Below are 18,242 nucleotides of genomic sequence, written 5' to 3' on the forward strand. Positions count from 1 at the left end.
TGGAAATCAATGCCGGCGTTAAACCGCCACCAGGCGCACGCTGGCACCTTCACCGACGCCCAAGGCTTCGGCCGCTTCCAGATCCAGGGTCACGGGTTTGCCTGGCGCGTAATCGAGCTCAAGCAACACGGCGCGGTAATCCTGCAACTGGGCATTGGCCACCAGGTACTGACGACCGACACCTTTGACCGGCTCACCGATTTTCACCGGCACGACGCGGCTCTGGGCGATCGAACGGATCCCCGTCACACGGGCGTGCAAGGTCGGGCCGCCGTCGAAAATGTCGATGTAGTGATCGGTCTCGAAGCCTTCGCGCATCAGGATGTCGAAGGTGATCTGCGCCCGTGGGTGCACTTGGCCCATCGCCTCTTGAGCGGAGTCCGGCAGCAGCGGCACATAGATCGGGTAATGCGGCATCAGCTCGGCCAGGAACGTGCGGCTCTTCAGGCCGCACAGTCGCTCGGCTTCAGCGTAGTTGAGGTCAAAAAAGTTGCGGCCGATAGCGTCCCAGAATGGCGAGTCGCCGTTTTCATCGCTGTAACCGACGATCTCGGTCACCACGGAATCGGCGAAGCGCTCCGGGTGGCTGGCGACGAACAGCAGGCGACCACGGGAATTGAGCTCGGCCCAAGGCGAACCCACCAACTCGCGCTGCACGTAGAAACTGGTCAGCAAGCTGTTGCCGGTCAGGTCGTGGCACTGCGAGAGCACGTGGATCTTGTTATGAATCTTCAGCTCGCGGGAGGCGTGCACGAAGGTTTCATTACGGAAGCTGTAGAACGGCTCGGAATAACCGGCCGAGGCCACGATTGCCGAGCAACCGGCCAGCTTGCCGGTGGCCGTGTCTTCGAGGACGAAGAAATAGCTCTCTTCACCGTTGAAGCTGACTTCGGCAGCAAACGAGGCTTCGCTTGCAGCGATCTTGTCGCTCAGGCGTTCAACGTCATCCGGCAAGGAAGTGACACCAATCGGGCTGTCCGCAGCCAGACGCTGTACCTCGCCCAGATCAGCCATTTGCGCGGGGCGCATCACCAGCATGGTGTCACTCCTTTCTCTTATAAATTCACAGAAAAAACGCCGGACACTGTGGGAGCGAGCCTGCTCGCGAAAGCGGTGTATTAGTCAGCAGAGATGTTGACTGACACGCCCTCTTCGCGAGCAGGCTCGCTCCCACAATGGAACAAGTCCGGCATAAAAATTTGGTTCGACGCCCGAATAGTCAGGCGTCGAAGGCCCCTATCAGGCTTGTGTCAGTTTGGCGGCAGCGCGTTCGAAGCGGTCCAGACCGGCATCGATATCAGCGTCTTCAACCACAAGGCTCGGCGCGAAGCGAATCACGTCCGGGCCGGCTTGCAGAATCATCAGGCCTTCACGTTCGGCGGCGTTGAAGATGTCCTTGGCCTTGCCTTTCCAGGCATCGCTCAGCACGCAACCGATCAGCAGACCCAGGCCACGCACCTGAGTGAACAGGCCGTACTTCTCGCCGATCTGCTCAAGGCGCGCCTTGAACTTGTCGTGCTTGGCATTGACGCCGGCCAGCACTTCAGGGGTGTTGATCACGTCGATCACGGCTTCTGCGACAGCGCACGCCAGCGGGTTGCCGCCGTAAGTGGTGCCGTGGGTGCCGACGACCAGGTGTTTGGCCAGGTCTTCGGTGGTCAGCATGGCGGCGATCGGGAAACCACCGCCCAGGCTCTTGGCACTGGTCAGGATGTCCGGGGTCACGCCGTAATGCTGGTAGGCGAACAGCTTGCCGCTGCGGCCCATACCGGTTTGCACTTCGTCGAACACCAACAGCGCATTGTGCTCGGTGCACAGGTCGCGAGCGCCTTGCAGGTAAGCCAGTTCAGCCGGCAATACGCCGCCCTCGCCCTGGATCGGCTCCAGCACCACGGCGCAGGTCTTGTCGGAAATAGCCGCTTTCAAAGCCGCCAGATCGTTGTACGGCACATGGGTGATGCCGGTGATTTTCGGACCGAAACCGTCGGAGTACTTCGACTGGCCACCGACGTTCACGGTGAACAGGGTACGGCCGTGGAAGCTGTTCAGCGCGGCGATGATTTCGTACTTCTCAGTACCAAAACGATCGAAGGCGACGCGACGGGCCAGCTTGAAAGCGGCCTCGTTGGCTTCGGCGCCGGAATTACAGAAGAACACGCGCTCGGCAAAGGTAGCGTCGATCAGCTTATGCGCCAGGCGCAGGGCCGGCTCATTGGTGAACACGTTGGACACGTGCCACAGCTTGTTCGCCTGCTCGGTCAAGGCACCGACCAGCGCAGGGTGTGCGTGGCCCAATACGTTAACGGCAATCCCGCCGGCGAAGTCGATCAGCTCGCGGCCAGACTGGTCCCAGACGCGGGAACCGGCACCACGCACAGGGATGAAAGCGGCAGGCGCGTAGTTGGGAACCATTACCTGGTCGAAATCGGCGCGTTGTACCGCAGCGTGCTCAACGGACATCGGAGTCTCCTGAAGAGGAACACTCGCCTGAAACTGGCGAGCGATGAGGGGATTGTAAGGACAGTTTTCAGCCCGGCCTTGCCGCCAAGCGACAACTTCTTATAGCGCAAACCCCGGTTTCAGCCGGGTTTACGGCAATGCGACATATAGCGTCGCAAAGGCGCAGTTTAAACCGGCGGCACAGGTTATAGGCAGGCCTGATGAATGGTGCGGTAAATATGTACCGCACACCGTGGATCGTCATCTGGTTTGCTTGGGCTCAATCCAAACGCTAAGGGATTAGCGCATGAACCAAAACGATATCGAGCTCGACACTCAGCCAGACACCCACTTTCACCCCCTCTACCAAAACCTGCCCGCGTGGGTGCTGGAGTCTTCGGCCGAGACGCGCAGCGCCTTGAAGAACGCCAGCCTTGATGTACCGCACTGGCACCGTACCGCGCCCCGACCGCACCATCAGGCGCTGAAAGCCTCAAGCCAGACCCACATGACCCAGCGAAACCGACTGGGCTCGATGTTGGCCAAACTGCAAAACGCCCGGGATTTTGCCGAGTCGATTCTGGGGCAGGCCCTGAAAGCCCGGTTCGACCTGGGCATCGACGTCAAAAAAACCTTCCTGCGTCTCTATATCCCTCAGACCACGCCCTTCTTCGCGGTCAAAACCGGCGCCGCCCGCACATGGACTGTATCGCTGCTGGACGCCGCACTGCACAACTTCCAGGCGTCCGAGACCGAGGCGGATGCCTACGAGCCTGAATCGACCTTTATCACCCAACCGTCGCCAACAGGGCAGTTCGATACCCTGCCGCAGGTCACCCGAAAAATAACGGTTCAAGGCTTTACCCGGTTGTGCCGGGAACTGGACATTGGTGCCCGGTACAACGCCTACCTCAAAGACAACCTGGGGTTGACCAACCCGGTGGCCGGGGCCGTCCTGAAATCGAATGTCACGAGCGCGAACAAAGCCGCCCTGCGCTCGGCGTTGCACCTGGCCCACACACGTCAGGACATCGACAGCAACGCCTTTAACGCGATCTATCGCGTACTGGAAGGAGGCCCGGCCATGCTATGGGACGGTCACCCTCTGCATTGTCACGACCTGACGATGATGTCCTCAGCGCTGACCGGCATTGTCATCTTTGGCGCCAAATCCGACCGGGTAACCAAAGCCAGCCGCATCATCGCCTACATTCCGGACGACCCGGAGCACCCGCTCAAGCTGTACGCCGACACCGTGGCGTTCATGACCGAACTGACCCGCAAACTGCGCTCGCCCGCTTATCAAACTTTCTTCAGCCGCTTCGTCGATCACGCGGAACGTGGGCACTTTTTTGCTGACCTCAACAGTCGCTTGCAAACGGTGACCTGGCATCAACACACTCATGGCGACCCGCTGCCAAGCTGGCGCGAAACGCCCATCGACAAGCCCAACCTGCAATTTTCGATGAAGCCATTCAGAGCAGGTCTGTGGAATCATCTGTACCAGCGACAGCTGAACAAAATCATCAACGACGCCAGCACGCTCGCTGTTTCCACCGCGCGCGCCGATCAAACGGCGCGATGGGCGCTGTGGGACGCCTTCAGCAAAATCGCCTCCACAATCCTTGAAATAGCGACATTCGTGGCCATACCCTTTGTGCCGTTCCTGGGCGAGTTGATGCTGGCCTATATGGCCTACCAGCTACTCGACGAGACATTCGAAGGGATCATTGACTGGGCCGAAGGGCTGAAAAAAGAAGCGTTCGTGCACTTGATCGGCCTCGTCGAAACGGCCGTGCAAGTGGGGACCTTCGCGGTGGGCGGCGCCATCGCCGCCGGCACATTCGGTCGCCTCCTTTCCCGCGAAACGACGGCACTAATCGCTCCGCTCAAACCCGTCCCCACGCCAGAGGGCAAAAGCAAATACTGGAAGCCGGATCTGGCGCCGTACGAACAAACCATTGAACTGCCGCAGGAGAAAATCCCCGATCACCTGGGCCTGTACCACCACGAAGGCAAAACGCTGTTGCCCCTCGAAGGAAAGCTGTTCGCCGTACGCCCAACTCGCGATACCCGTCAGTTTCAGATTGAACATCCAAGCCGCAATGACAGCTATAAGCCGTCATTACGACACAACGGTCATGGCGCCTGGCAAACAGAACTGGAGCAACCGCTGCAGTGGGACCGGGAAACCGTCATGCGGCGTCTTGGCCACAGTGTCGAATCGCTCTCCAGTGCCGAGCGAGAGCAGATTCTGCGAATCAGCGGTTTTCACGACAACGTGTTGCGAGAAATCCATGTCGAAAACCATCGCCCCCCATCGCTGCTGACCGACACGATCAAGCGCTTCAGGATCGACCGGGATATTCAGACGTTTATCGAACAGATTGGCAGCGACCAGCCTGAGCAATACCGCATGGCCGATCCGCTCATGCAGCAACAGTTGCTGACCCGTTTCGACTCATGGCCTGCCGATACCGCCCTGCCGAAACCGGAAGCCCAGACACCCGTCTTGCGCAAGCAGACCGCGGATATCGCCCGAAACTACCGAAAATCGCTGTTTGAGCTTCGCTATCGTGAGCAGGAAAAAACAGCAGATCCAGCGACACAACAGCTGCTTGCCGACTTCGAGGGATTGCCGACCGATATCGCCCAGGAACTGGCGGGTAATGCGTCGGGCAATGAACTGATGCACTTGCACAACGGGGCCACACCTCAACGCCTGAAGGATGTCGCAAGGAAGGCCCTGGAGGCTGTGCGCGCATCCCGAGCGTATGAAGGGCTCTTTTCTGACGCATTGGCGACGGCAGACACCCACACCCTGGCGTTGCACAGCCTGGATTTACTACCCGGCTGGCCTGCCAACGTGCGCATCGAGGTGCGGGACTTTGTCCATGACGGGGTCGTGCGCGACAGCATTGGACCCATCGACGCATCGATCCGAAAAACGCTGATACGCAACGAAGATGGCATTTACCAAGTGCTTGATGACAGCCAGACGCCGCTGTTCTCTGGCGACTTTTATCAGGCCATCCTTCAGGCACTGCCGGATACCGAGCGCACGACGCTGGGCTTTTCCATCGGCGAAGGACAACGGCTCAAACAGCGCATTGCCGCGCAGGCTCTGGACCAACCACAGCTTCGAGCACTCTTCGCGAAAAACCCTCGTCGCAAAACCTTCTATGACCCAACGACCATGCGCCTGCCCGGGGGTGCGGAAGGTTACCCGCGCGTTGGCCCCGCAGCTCCAACGCTCAACGAACGGGTGCGCGAGGTTTATCCAAGCCTTTCCGAGGACGAAATCCAGTCCATGGTCCTGATGCTGCAGCGGCATCCCGGTGGCGCCCGTGTAGAACTTTCACGGCTGGCAAACGAGTTGGCCCGTCTGCACCAGGATCTGGGGCGCTGGATAAACGACGCACCGACCGCCCACCCGCAAACCCGACTCGCCCTGAGCGATCAGGACCGCGAGGTCGCGCACCGTAATCGCACTCGGCTTGCCCAGGAAATCCAGCGCAGCTGGCGCCGCCAATCCGAGCGTGATTTCGATGCGCCCGATGGCAGCGAGCAGTATGTATTGAGGTTTTCAGAACCGATCCTGGGCGACTTGCCGACACTCACCGCCGACTTCAGCCATGTGTCATTGCTTTCTCTGGAAGGCAATCATGCTGCCCAGGGTGTATCGCAGTTTCTGAACAGTTTCAGTGGGCTTCGCCGCCTGGAGCTGCGTCGTTTCGCCTTGTCCACCCTCCCCGAGGCCCTCACTCGAATGCCAGACCTTGATGCGCTGGTGTTAAGTAATTGCGGTATCAGGATGAACGCTGCCACGTGGGCAAAACTGACGGCATTGAACAAGCTGGTCATGCTGGACCTGTACAAAAACCCGTTCGACATCGTCCCTCGCATCGACTCGATGAATGAGCTGGTTCACCTTGATCTAAGCAATACCAACCTGACCGATATTCCGACCGGAGCCCTGCAACATCCAAAACTCGACACCCTGCTGCTGATGAACAACAAGATCAGTGAATTGCCTGTCGAGTTGTTCGAGAGTTCGCTGTACGAAAAACGCGGCGTGCACCTGACGCACAACCCGATTTCCAACCGCTCACGGGAACTCGTCAAACAACATCACTTCGATAGCGCTTACGACCTGGGCGTCTACGCCCCCGAGGCGGACATTGATCGCGTCAGGACGTTGTATCCGGGTATGGAAGTCGAGCAAGCGAGCGAGTTTGTCTACGAGTTGCCGGGCACTCTGGAGGATGGCCGGGCAGATCTGGCACGCCTGGAACAGGAGCTGACGCGTTTGAGAGCCGATTTGTCCGCATGGACCGCCGACCTTCCGGCCCGACACCCGCTGACGGGCCAGCCTTTCAGCGCCGCCGAACTCTTTACCGAACAAGCTAACCGTGACGAGTTCAAGCAAGCGCTGGAGCAATGCTGGCAGCACGAGTCCGAGCTGGATGATTTCAACGACGGTATAACGCCCACCTACGAACTGACTGCCCGCTCAGTCATCAACGGACAATTACCTACTCTGAATGCAGACTTCAGTCATGTTTCAGCGCTGGAGAATCGGAGTGCCGACGGTGCAACCTCTCTTGGTCGCTTCCTGGAGTCCTTCCCTAACCTCAAAAGCCTGAGGCTGCGCAATTGCACGCTGGGCAACATTCCGGATGCCGTGTTCAACATGGGCCAATTACGATCCCTTTCGCTTCCGGCTTGCCGCGTCAGACTGTCGGTAGAATCGGCAAACGCATTGGCTGGAATGGACCAGCTCGATTATCTCGACCTCGGCTCCAACCTGTTGGGACACACCGTTGATGTCAGCCAGATGCCGGAGCTGTCGACCCTCCTGCTTGATAACACCGGCGTTACCGAAATTCCAAACGGCCTGCTGCAACTGACCGATCTCGACTGGGTAGACCTGAGCAGCAATGCCATCACCGAAGTGCCCAGAGATTTGATGGAACTGCCCGTGGAAATTGCAGAGAACATTACGTTGCGCGGCAACCCGTTGTCCGAGGAGAGCCTGTTACGGCTGATCAGTTACTACGAACGCACGGGGGCGGATTTCGGCGTGGACGAAGTCATCAATCGAGGGGAAATGGACATTTCCACCTCTGAAGGTTCCGAGATCGACGAGTAACTCAGCCGCGCTCGGACGGCACCGACGATAACTCGAACGGGCTGCTGCTGCGCCGCTGGTTGCGATCTTCCCGCGGCGTGGCACCGAAGAAGTTGCGGTAGGCGCTGGAGAAATGCGGTCCAGAGGAGAAGCCGCACGACAGGCCAATCTGGATGATCGACTTGCTGGTTTGCATCAACATCTGCCGGGCCTTGTTCAGGCGCAACTCCAGGTAATACTGGCTCGGCACACGGTTGAGGTACTGCTTGAAGATCCGCTCCAACTGTCGTCGGGACACGCACACGTGCTGGGCGATTTCGTCGGTGGTCAGCGGTTCTTCGATGTTGGCTTCCATCAGCAACACCGCTTGGGTGAGCTTTGGATGGCTGGAGCCGAGGCGGTTTTGCAGCGGGATACGTTGACGCTCCCCGCCTTCGCGGATGCGTTCGACCACCAGTTCTTCCGAGACTGCGCCAGCGAGTTCGGCGCCATGGTCACGGGCCAATACTGCCAACAACAGATCGAGTACCGACAGGCCGCCACACGCGGTCAGGCGATCACGATCCCAATCAAACAAATGACTGGTGGCGATGACTTTAGGGAAACGCTCGGTGAAGTCGTCCTGCCAGCGCCAATGCACGGCAGCGCGATAACCATCCAGCAAACCCAATTGCGCCAGCGGGTACACACCCGCCGACAAACCACCAATCACACAACCAGACCGCACCAGTTGTTTCAACGCACTGCTGAGCGCCGGCGCAAGCGTGGTCGGCGGCTCATCGGCGAGCAAAAACAGCTTCTGGAAGTTTTCGAGCTTGCCGGCCCACGGCTCACCCGGCAATTGCCAGGCGCCTTCGGTCGGTGGTTCGGCCTGCAAAAACGACAGTTCGTAAACCACGTCCGGGTGCACACGCTGGGCAACACGCAAGGCCTCCTCAGCCAGCGCAAGCGTCAGTGCTTTAGTGCTGGGCCAAATCAGGAAACCAATTCGATGGGCAGTCATGGCGGGCAATCCGAAACTAAGAACGGTGATGAAGGCATGGGCCAATGCTAGCCCGTAAATGAACGCAAATCTCAAAACCAACAGAGATCAACTGTAGGAGCCGGCTTGCTGGCGATGGCGGTATGTCTGTGCCAGATACGCAAACTGGCCCACCGCTATCGCCAGCAAGCCGGCTCCTACAAGGGATCGGGGCCAGCCTCTAAATTGCGAAGCATGCACTATCCCGGTGCACAACGGCAGTCTTGATTACTTCAAGCTGCCCGAGAGGAATTGTTGCAGACGCTCGGACTGGGGATTGACCAGCACCTCACGCGGGTTGCCACTTTCTTCGACGACACCTTTGTGCAGGAACACCAACTGGTTCGACACTTCACGGGCAAAGCCCATTTCGTGCGTGACCACCACCATGGTCCGGCCTTCCTGGGCCAGAGCCTGCATGACTTTCAGCACGTCGCCGACCAGTTCCGGGTCGAGTGCCGAGGTCGGTTCGTCGAACAGCATAACCTCAGGTTCCATCGCCAGCGCTCGGGCAATTGCCACACGCTGCTGTTCGCCGCCGGACATGTGGCCAGGGTAAGCGTCCTTGCGGTGACCCACGCCGACCTTGTTCAGGTAGTGCTCGGCCTTCTCGCGGGCTTCAGCCTTGGACATGCCCAGTACGTGGACCGGCGCTTCCATGATGTTTTCCAGCGCGGTCATGTGCGACCACAGGTTGAAATGCTGGAACACCATCGACAGGCGCGAACGCATGCGTTGCAGCTGCTTCGGGTCGGCCGCCTTCAGCGCGCCGTCCTTGTTGGCGACCAGTTTCAGCTCTTCGTTGTTGAGCAGAATCTTGCCCGCGTGCGGCTGCTCCAGCAGGTTGATGCAGCGCAGGAAGGTACTTTTGCCGGAGCCACTGGAGCCGATGATGCTGATCACATCGCCAGCCGCCGCTTTCAGGGACACGCCCTTGAGCACTTCGTGACTGCCATAGCGTTTATGCAGGTCTTGGACTTCAAGTTTGTACATGCGGTCGGTTCTCACAAAAACAGTCAGTCAGTCGTTGAGCAAGCGCCCGTGACGCAGCGCTTCGCGCCCCGCCACCTTGGCCAGCCAGAAACCGGGTTGGGCATAACGCAGCCGTTCAATGGCAAACAGCACCCCGGACGTACCAGCACACACCGTGCTGACCCGATCCGACAACGGATCGATCACTTCAAAAATCTCGTCACCGGCGTCGATCCATTCACCGGGTTTACGCAGGAAACTCACCACACCGGGGTGTGGAGCAAACAGCAATTCAGTGCCTTCAAACGGCATGCCTTCACACGCTTCTTGCGCAGGTTTGGGCCATTCGCCGCTGATCAGGCCTTGCTCGGCGAGGAACGCCAGAATGCCTTCGGCGTGCGCCACGGACTCGAGACGACCGGTATCCGCCTGACCACCTAATTCAATGGTAGTCGCCAGGCACGCCAGCGGAATCTGTGCATCCGGGAACAGACGCGACAGACGCAACCACGGCAGCGAGCAGGCTTCATCGAAGGAACTGCCGCCGGAATCTTCCGCCAGCAGACCGACCCGCACATTCAGGTGCGCGGCCAACGAACGCCACTGCGGCCAGTGTTGCGGCAAGGCGTACATGTGCAGCGCCGCTTCCGAATCGCAATGCAAATCCAGCACCACGTCAGCCGTGCAGGCGTGGCTGAGCAAGATGCGTTGCATGCCTTGCAACTGACTCGCGGCCGGTGGCAATGCGGCGAGCGCATCGCTCATGGCCTGGCGGATCAGCTGGATATTGGCGTGCGGATCATCACCGAGGCGCCCTGCCAGCGCAGCCGCAACCGGCGCGCTCAGCTCAACGAAATCGCGGTTGAAATTCTTGCCGCTACCCGCCTCGAAGCGCCCTTGATGATTGCCCTGCAACAGTTGGCCGAGGCCCATCGGGTTGGCCACGGGTACCAGCTCAATCACGCCGTTGAGCAAGCCTTGGGCTTCGAGTTCGGCCAGGCGCTTTTTCAGCTCCCAGGCCGTGCGCATCCCCGGCAGTTCGTCGGCGTGGAGGCTGGCCTGGATGTAGGCCTTGCGCTCGCCACTACCGAAGCGGAACACCGAGATCTGGCGCTCGCTGCCCAAGTGGCTCCACGGCAATACGTGATCGATGCGTTCCATATCAGTGCTTCCGCGGGGCCAGGTAGCCCAGCCAGCGGCGCTCGGCCAGTTTGAACAGCTTCACCAGGATGAAGGTCAGGCACAGGTAGAACACACCGGCGGTGATGTAGGCTTCGAACGGCAGGTAGAACTGGGCGTTGACCGTGCGCGCGGCACCGGTGATGTCGATCAGGGTCACGATGGACGCCAGACTGGTGGTCTGCAGCATCATGATCACTTCGTTGCTGTACTGCGGCAGCGCCCGGCGCAGGGCCGATGGCAACAGGATGCGCTTGTACATCTTGTAGCGCGACATGCCCATTGCCTTGGCCGCTTCGATCTCGCCGTTCGGCGTGGCCCGCAGGCTGCCGGCGATGATTTCGGCGGTGTAGGCGCTGGTGTTGATCGCAAAGGCCAGGCACGCACAGAACGTTGCGCTGGACAGCCACGGCCACAGGAAGCTTTCACGTACCGCTTCGAATTGCGCCAACCCGTAGTAGATCAAGAACAGCTGCACCAGCATCGGCGTGCCGCGGATCACGTAGGTGTAGAGCCAGGCGCTCATGTTGACGGCGGCGTTCTTCGAGACGCGCATCAGGCCCAGCGGCAAGGCGCACAGCAGGCCGAAAAACAGCGACAGCGCGAGCAATTTGAGGGTAGTCACCAAGCCGCCGAGGTACAGCGGCAAGGCCTCCCAAATGACGTTGTAGTCGAAGATCATAGATCAGCCGCCCTTACGCCTACCGAGTAGCGCTTCTCAAGGTGACGCAATGCCAGCAACGAGACACTGGTGATCACCAGGTACATCGCCGCCACTGCGAGGAAGAAGGTGAAAGGCTCGCGGGTGGCATCTGCCGCCTGCTTGGCCTTGAACATCATGTCTTGCAGACCTACCACCGAAATCAGCGCAGTCGCCTTGGTCAAGACCAGCCAGTTATTGGTAAAGCCCGGAATCGCCAGGCGAATCATCTGCGGCACCAATACCCGGAAGAACACCTGAAAACTGCTCATGCCGTACGCCATGCCGGCTTCTGCCTGCCCCTTCGGGATCGCCATGAAGGCGCCACGGAAGGTTTCCGACAGGTACGCACCGAAGATGAAACCGAGGGTGCCGATACCGGCGGCCAACGGGTTCAGGTCGATGTAGTCGTTAAAGCCCAGCAACGGTGCGACGCGGTTGAGCAGGTCCTGGCCGCCGTAGAAAATCAGCAGGATCAGCACCAGATCGGGAATACCGCGGATCACCGTGGAATACAGATCGCCCAGCCAGGCCAGCCAGCGAATCGGCGACAGACGCAGCGCAACGCCGATCAGCCCCAAAACGATGGCCAGGACCATGGACGACAAGGCGAGCTGAAGCGTCAGCCATGCGCCATCGAGGATGACAGCCCCGTAGCCTTTCAACATGATTCAGGTCCTCGAAAGTTGGGATGAAAAAATGGCGCAAACCTCAGAGATCCTGTTGCTTGCGCCATTTCGGACTTGTCGCCGCAGCGTATTACTTGCCGTAGATATCGAAGGCGAAGTACTTGTCCTGGATTTGCTTGTACTTGCCGTTCTCACGAATGGCAGCGATCGCGGTGTTGATCTGGTCTTTCAGCGCGTCGCCCTTGCGCACAGCGATACCCACGCCGTCGCCGAAGTATTTGACGTCGGTGAACGCCGGGCCAACGAAGGCGAAGCCTTTGCCAGCGTCGGTTTTCAGGAAACCGTCATCCAGCAGCGTAGCGTCTGCCACGGTGCCGTCGAGGCGGCCGGCGGCCACGTCGAGGTAAATTTCGTTCTGCGAACCGTAAGGCTTGATCTCGGCACCCAGCGGGGCCAGGACTTCGCGGGCGAAACGCTCGTGGATCGAACCACGTTGCACGCCGATGTTCTTGCCCTTGAGCTCAGTCAGGCCTTCGCTGACTTGAGTGCCAGCCTTCATGACCAGGCGAGCCGGGGTGTTGTAGTACTTGTTGGTGAAGTCGACAGACTTCTTGCGGTCTTCAGTGATCGACATGGACGACAGGATCGCGTCGATCTTGCGCACTTTCAGTGCTGGGATCAGACCGTCGAACTCTTGCTCGACCCACACGCACTTGACCTTCATCTGCTCGCACAGTGCGTTGCCGATGTCGTAGTCGAAACCAACGATGCTGCCGTCCGGTGCTTTGGAAGCGAACGGAGGGTAAGCCGCTTCGATGCCGATTTTCAGAGGCTTTTCATCGGCGAAGGTTGGCAGGGACAGCACGGACAGTGCCAGGGCGCCAAGCAGCACGAGTTTCTTCATCTTGGGACTCCATCGGTAAAGGGCAAAAACGGCAGAGTGAGCGACAGCCCAATATGCGAGTGAGTAGAACCACAAAAGCGATTGCTGCGTCCTAGGAATCGCGTGTTGTTTTCAACACGGCCACCGACGAGCGAGTGATCGGCATTCTAACGACAGGCCCGAAGCCGATATTTCTTCAATGCGACAACTAATTACAGATGCACCGAGAAAGCCGCTTGAGCGCGTTGACAGCCCTGCAAAATCATGCAAGAGCAAAAGACAGTGAACCGATCTACGTTGCAAATTGCGGGCCTATTATTGGCAAACCCTTCTAATCCGGCAAGCTTGGCGTTATGTCTTATTTTTCTGGCGGGCTGGGGAGGCGTGGGAATGGGGTTTTGCGTTTCCCTATGCCCCGGATGGGCGCGGGCGGTTACACATTCAGTTACTTGAAGGGGGATGGGTAACAGTGGGAATCGACCTACAACTGAAGCCGATAATTATTGGCTGTTGTTTATGGGGTGTCTGACATGCCGCCTTCGCGAGCAAGCCCGCTCCCACATTTGATTGGGTTACTACGCAGATCCCCTGTGGGAGCGAGCCTGCTCGCGAAAGGGCAAGAACAGCCACCACAAAACCCCAGGCAATAAAAAACCCCACCAGGCTCACCACCCGGCAGGGTTTCATGACTCATGACTCGCTACTTAAGCAACATTCATGGTCTTGTGCGTATCAATCAAATGCTGCACCACACCCGGATCCGCCAAGGTCGAAATATCGCCCAACCCATCGTACTCAGCCGTGGCAATCTTGCGCAGAATCCGGCGCATGATCTTGCCCGAACGCGTCTTCGGCAGCCCCGGTGCCCACTGGATCACATCCGGCGAAGCAATCGGACCAATCTCTTTACGCACCCAGTTTTTCAGTTCCAGGCGCAGTTGCTCAGTCGGCTCTTCGCCATTTTTCAGGGTGACGTAGACATAAATGCCCTGCCCCTTGATGTCATGCGGCACACCGACCACCGCCGCTTCGGCGACTTTCGGGTGCGCGACCATCGCGCTTTCGATCTCGGCGGTGCCCATGCGGTGGCCGGAGACGTTGAGCACGTCATCCACGCGACCGGTGATCCAGTAGTAGCCATCGGCATCACGACGCGCACCGTCACCGGTGAAATACATGCCACGGAACGTCTTGAAGTAAGTATCGACGAAACGGTCATGGTCGCCGTACAGGGTACGGGCCTGACCCGGCCACGAATCGAGAATCACCAGGTTGCCCTCGGCAACGCCCTCGATGATGTTACCGAGGTTGTCCACCAGCGCCGGCACCACGCCGAAGAACGGACGTGCCGCCGAACCCGGTTTGAGCGCATGAGCGCCCGGCAGCGGGCTCATCATGTTGCCGCCGGTTTCGGTCTGCCACCAGGTATCGACGATCGGGCAACGGGACTTGCCGACGTTCTTGTAGTACCAATCCCAGGCTTCCGGGTTGATCGGCTCACCGACCGAACCGAGCAGGCGCAGGCTGCTGCCGTCAGCGCCTTCCACCGCCGCCGTGCCCGACGCCATCATCGCGCGGATCGCCGTCGGTGCGGTGTAGAGGATGTTGACCTTGTGCTTGTCGACGATCTTCGCCACCCGGGTGATGTCCGGATAGTTCGGCACGCCTTCGAACAGCAGCGTGGTCGCGCCATTGGCCAGTGGGCCATAGACGATGTAGCTGTGACCGGTGACCCAACCAACATCAGCGGTGCACCAGTAGATTTCGCCCGGACGGTAGTCGAACACGCGCTCGTGGGTCATCGCCGCATACAACAGGTAACCGCCGGTGGTGTGCTGCACGCCCTTCGGCTTGCCGGTCGAACCGGAGGTGTAAAGGATGAACAGCGCTTCTTCGGCGCCCATCTCTTTCGGCGCGCAGACACTGCCCGCCACTTTCATCAGGTCTTCAAACCAGATGTCGCGATGCTGGTTCCACTTGATGTCACCACCGGTGCGCTTGCACACGATGACTTTCTGGATGCTGCTGGTTTCCGGATTGGTCAGCGCGTCGTCGACGTTGGTCTTGAGCGGGATCTTCTTGCCGGCACGAATGCCTTCGTCAGCAGTGATCACCACTTTGGATTTGCAGTCGATGATGCGACCGGCCAGGGCTTCCGGCGAGAAACCACCGAACACCACCGAGTGAATCGCGCCGATCCGGGTGCAGGCCAGCATGGCGACCACGGCTTCGGGGATCATCGGCATATAGATAGTCACCACGTCGCCGCGGTGTACGTCCTGACCACGCAGGGCGTTGGCGAACTTGCAGACTTGCTCGTGCAGCTCGCGGTAGGTGATGTTGCGGCTTTCGGCAGGGTCATCCCCTTCCCAGATGATCGCGATTTGATCGCCGCGCTCGGCCAGATGACGGTCGAGGCAGTTGTAGGAAACGTTCAGGGTGCCGTCGGCGAACCATTTGATGTCGACATGGTGATCGTCGAAGGACGTCTGCTTCACCGTGGTGAAAGGCTTGATCCAGTCGAGGCGCTTGGCTTGCTCGCGCCAGAAGCCGTCCGGGTTGACGACCGACTGCTGGTACATGGCCTTGTAGGTCGCCTCGTCAGTCAGCGTGTTAGCCAGGACCTCGGGACGAACGGGATACAGGGAAGCCGCACTCATCTTTCTTACCTCGGTGGAATAGTTGTTTTTGTATGGCCCTGTTGTAGCCGGGCCGGCCCTATAGAACCATTCGACGATGGTAGTAACAAGCCCCTACAAAATGTCCTGAAAAGCCTGCGAGGCTCAGCCAGCAAGGCTTACGGTGTCATATGAGGGACGCAGCGTCTTACTGCAAATGGAGTAGAAACCCCTGTTTCCGTGGATTGTTACGAAATCTGTCAAAGGTGTTTATCAAATCCACGGCTATATGATTGAAACCCCCACGCCTAAAATCTGCCACGCCAACAAGGCAATCTGATTAACCAAGTTGCAGCCCCCACGAAGGCAGTTAATCAAACACTCCGGTACCCAAGCTCCACACGCAACCCCACAAAGGTTGCGTGACCCCACTCGACCTCTAAAAGGTAAATCTGAAATGAAAGCTTTATTAGTTCTGGCCCTCAGCAGCCTGTGCGCAACCGCCATGGCAGACGAGGTCCCGACTGATGTCGCACAGCAACAACCGGTAGTTGAGGAATACACTTACTCCACTCATCTGGACATCGCCAAAGTTGTTTCCATCAGCGAAGTACCGAATGTGTGTGAAGTTGTCCCGATGAAAATGGAATACGAAGACTCCAAGGGCCAACGGCATATTCTGAGCTACACCATGATGGGTAACGGCTGCTCCAATGGCTGATCAAGACTGCACCGAATCGGGTCATTTCAGCTGAGCGCTGAGGGTCGATTCCAGCCCGGCTTCGGTCGGGCTCAGTTGTGTTTGCAAGCGACGAAAACCGCTGAGAAACACTAGATGTAGTGAAAAAGCGGCTTTTTGGTTGTTTTTTGAGCGAAAACAAATCAGCGTCAAAATTAACTAAAAAAAATCTACACCGGCCAAAGCCCTGTATTACCTCGGTTTGCCCGAAAAACCATCCCTTTCGGCCCTTCCATGAGCCGATTCGCCGCACCACGCCGGCAAAAATTTCCCTATAATGCCGCCTTAAACGGGCCTGCAATATTCCCTTACAGGGATGAAAAGCCAATCTGAAGCCCCGCACTCGCGTTTAACGCAGGTTGCGCCCATCAGTGGCTCTCGGAACCCCGTACAAAATTCTGTTTTATTGCCTGCCTTGGCTGCAAAAAACGATTCCTTAAGATCCAACGCGGTCAGACCGACCGTGTGAAAAACCATCACACGGGCATCTGGCCCTCACGCAGGAGACGACACGTCATGCTGAGCTGGGACGAATTCGACAAAGAAGACAGCGGCGAAGCCGTGGTAAAAGGCGCTAACGCCGGCCACGCGACCGAAGCCAACATGGACCGACTCGACACCGCTGGTGGTGTCGCCGCTCAAGAAGCTCGCGCCGTTACCGCGAACGACTCTGCCGCAATCGCCCGTGCCAAAGCTGCCCTGGACACCCTCGACGTCGCCGAAGGCCTCGCCGAACTCGAAGGCGCCTCCGCCCGCGTCGCTGTCGACGAAAAGCGCATGATCAACTGCCGCGCCGACCTCAACCAACTCGTACCGTTCAAGTACGACTGGGCCTGGCAGAAGTATCTAGACGGTTGCGCAAACCACTGGATGCCGCAAGAAGTCAACATGACCGCCGACATCGCCCTCTGGAAAGACCCGGAAGGCCTGACCGACGACGAGCGCCGCATCGTCATGCGCAACCTCGGCTTCTTCTCCACCGCCGACTCCCTGGTTGCCAACAACCTGGTCCTGGCCGTGTACCGCCTGATCACCAACCCGGAATGCCGCCAGTACATCCTGCGCCAGGCCTTCGAAGAGGCGATCCACACCCACGCCTACCAGTACTGCATCGAATCGTTGGCCATGGATGAAGGCGAGATCTTCAACATGTACCACGAGATCCCATCGGTCGCGAAAAAAGCCACCTGGGGCCTCAAATACACCCGTTCGATCTCCGATCCGAAGTTCGAAACCGGCACCGTCGAAACCGACAAAGAGCTGCTGCGCAACCTGATCGCCTACTACTGCGTTCTGGAAGGCATCTTCTTCTACTGCGGCTTCACCCAGATCCTCTCCATGGGCCGCCGCAACAAAATGACCGGCGTCGCCGAGCAGTTCCAGTACATCCTGCGCGACGAATCCATGCACCTGAACTTCGGCATCGACGTGATCAACCAGATCAAAATCGAAAACCCGCACCTGTGGGATGCCGAGATGAAGGAAGAGGCTTCGCAGATGATTCTGCAGGGTACTCAGCTGGAGATCGAATACGCACGTGACACCATGCCTCGTGGCGTTTTGGGGATGAATGCGGCGATGATGGAGGACTACCTGAAGTTCATCGCTAACCGTCGTTTGAGCCAGATTGGTTTGAAGGAAGAGTATCCAGGGACGACTAACCCGTTCCCTTGGATGAGCGAGATTATGGACTTGAAGAAAGAGAAGAATTTCTTTGAGACTCGGGTAATCGAATACCAAACTGGTGGTGCGCTTAGCTGGGATTGATTTCCCAGTTCGCCGCGATTTGATGATTGCAGTGTGAATCGACAAATCGAAAAAGCAAAAGCCCCGATCTGATCGGGGCTTTTTTATGGTTCTTCACGGATTACCGGGAAAGACGCTCTTGATCTTCATGAAAAAGAATTCGCTATCCCGGTAACCGTACGCCA

Annotated in this window: 12 protein-coding genes; 3 read left to right on the forward strand and 9 right to left on the reverse strand. The window is 58.5% G+C overall.

The window, feature by feature from the left end:
- Window positions 1-18: 18 nt before the first annotated feature.
- On the reverse strand, window positions 19-1,038 hold the full coding sequence (aruF, locus tag ACWKV5_RS12220; protein ID WP_483841443.1) for an arginine/ornithine succinyltransferase subunit alpha: 1,020 nt from the start codon (window positions 1,036-1,038) through the stop codon (window positions 19-21).
- 201 nt (window positions 1,039-1,239) lie between these two features.
- Complete coding sequence (locus ACWKV5_RS12225; RefSeq protein WP_059182301.1) at window positions 1,240-2,460, reverse strand: aspartate aminotransferase family protein; 1,221 nt, start codon at window positions 2,458-2,460, stop codon at window positions 1,240-1,242.
- Between the two features lie 286 nt (window positions 2,461-2,746).
- Here ACWKV5_RS12225 and ACWKV5_RS12230 point away from each other — a divergent pair, with 286 nt between their 5' ends.
- Window positions 2,747-7,591 carry a dermonecrotic toxin domain-containing protein gene (locus ACWKV5_RS12230; RefSeq protein ID WP_483841444.1) on the forward strand — a complete coding sequence of 1,615 codons (4,845 nt, stop codon included), beginning with the start codon at window positions 2,747-2,749 and terminating at the stop codon, window positions 7,589-7,591.
- A 1-nt stretch (window position 7,592) separates the two neighbouring features.
- Here the strand turns inward: ACWKV5_RS12230 and argR are convergent, their stop codons facing one another.
- The 7 genes from argR to acs all read right to left on the reverse strand — a co-directional run bounded on the left by argR (window position 7,593) and on the right by acs (window position 15,614).
- A complete protein-coding gene (argR, locus tag ACWKV5_RS12235) occupies window positions 7,593-8,573 on the reverse strand; it encodes a transcriptional regulator ArgR (RefSeq protein WP_027923925.1) in 981 nt (326 codons plus the stop codon).
- A 246-nt stretch (window positions 8,574-8,819) separates the two neighbouring features.
- Entirely contained in the window at window positions 8,820-9,584 is a 765-nt protein-coding gene (locus tag ACWKV5_RS12240) for an ABC transporter ATP-binding protein (RefSeq protein ID WP_007943885.1), read from the reverse strand.
- A gap of 27 nt (window positions 9,585-9,611) precedes the next feature.
- Entirely contained in the window at window positions 9,612-10,724 is a 1,113-nt protein-coding gene (locus ACWKV5_RS12245; RefSeq protein ID WP_483841445.1) for a M14 family metallopeptidase, read from the reverse strand.
- 1 nt (window position 10,725) lies between these two features.
- Window positions 10,726-11,424, reverse strand: a complete 699-nt coding sequence (locus tag ACWKV5_RS12250; protein WP_140667450.1) for an ABC transporter permease — start codon at window positions 11,422-11,424, stop codon at window positions 10,726-10,728.
- Complete coding sequence (locus ACWKV5_RS12255) at window positions 11,421-12,110, reverse strand: ABC transporter permease (RefSeq protein ID WP_027923922.1); 690 nt, start codon at window positions 12,108-12,110, stop codon at window positions 11,421-11,423. The genes ACWKV5_RS12250 and ACWKV5_RS12255 overlap by 4 nt, the downstream gene beginning before the upstream one ends.
- 91 nt (window positions 12,111-12,201) lie before the next feature.
- Complete coding sequence (locus ACWKV5_RS12260) at window positions 12,202-12,975, reverse strand: ABC transporter substrate-binding protein (RefSeq protein ID WP_310268414.1); 774 nt, start codon at window positions 12,973-12,975, stop codon at window positions 12,202-12,204.
- 683 nt (window positions 12,976-13,658) lie between these two features.
- Window positions 13,659-15,614 (reverse strand): acetate--CoA ligase, encoded by a 1,956-nt coding sequence (acs, locus tag ACWKV5_RS12265; protein ID WP_483841446.1) that lies wholly within the window; start codon window positions 15,612-15,614, stop codon window positions 13,659-13,661.
- 415 nt (window positions 15,615-16,029) lie between these two features.
- Here acs and ACWKV5_RS12270 point away from each other — a divergent pair, with 415 nt between their 5' ends.
- A complete protein-coding gene (locus tag ACWKV5_RS12270; RefSeq protein WP_483841447.1) occupies window positions 16,030-16,293 on the forward strand; it encodes a DUF2790 domain-containing protein in 264 nt (87 codons plus the stop codon).
- A gap of 534 nt (window positions 16,294-16,827) precedes the next feature.
- Window positions 16,828-18,078, forward strand: a complete 1,251-nt coding sequence (locus ACWKV5_RS12275) for a ribonucleotide-diphosphate reductase subunit beta (RefSeq protein ID WP_007943877.1) — start codon at window positions 16,828-16,830, stop codon at window positions 18,076-18,078.
- Window positions 18,079-18,242: the final 164 nt, after the last annotated feature.

Source organism: Pseudomonas oplopanacis (assembly GCF_057128725.1).

Bases quoted from the DNA above. Each gene is read 5' to 3' on its own strand.
- aruF (WP_483841443.1), bottom strand. From the start codon at position 1,038: ATGCTGGTGATGCGCCCCGCGCAAATGGCTGATCTGGGCGAGGTACAG.
- ACWKV5_RS12225 (WP_059182301.1), bottom strand. From the start codon at position 2,460: ATGTCCGTTGAGCACGCTGCGGTACAACGCGCCGATTTCGACCAGGTA.
- ACWKV5_RS12230 (WP_483841444.1), top strand. From the start codon at position 2,747: ATGAACCAAAACGATATCGAGCTCGACACTCAGCCAGACACCCACTTT.
- argR (WP_027923925.1), bottom strand. From the start codon at position 8,573: ATGACTGCCCATCGAATTGGTTTCCTGATTTGGCCCAGCACTAAAGCA.
- ACWKV5_RS12240 (WP_007943885.1), bottom strand. From the start codon at position 9,584: ATGTACAAACTTGAAGTCCAAGACCTGCATAAACGCTATGGCAGTCAC.
- ACWKV5_RS12245 (WP_483841445.1), bottom strand. From the start codon at position 10,724: ATGGAACGCATCGATCACGTATTGCCGTGGAGCCACTTGGGCAGCGAG.
- ACWKV5_RS12250 (WP_140667450.1), bottom strand. From the start codon at position 11,424: ATGATCTTCGACTACAACGTCATTTGGGAGGCCTTGCCGCTGTACCTC.
- ACWKV5_RS12255 (WP_027923922.1), bottom strand. From the start codon at position 12,110: ATGTTGAAAGGCTACGGGGCTGTCATCCTCGATGGCGCATGGCTGACG.
- ACWKV5_RS12260 (WP_310268414.1), bottom strand. From the start codon at position 12,975: ATGAAGAAACTCGTGCTGCTTGGCGCCCTGGCACTGTCCGTGCTGTCC.
- acs (WP_483841446.1), bottom strand. From the start codon at position 15,614: ATGAGTGCGGCTTCCCTGTATCCCGTTCGTCCCGAGGTCCTGGCTAAC.
- ACWKV5_RS12270 (WP_483841447.1), top strand. From the start codon at position 16,030: ATGAAAGCTTTATTAGTTCTGGCCCTCAGCAGCCTGTGCGCAACCGCC.
- ACWKV5_RS12275 (WP_007943877.1), top strand. From the start codon at position 16,828: ATGCTGAGCTGGGACGAATTCGACAAAGAAGACAGCGGCGAAGCCGTG.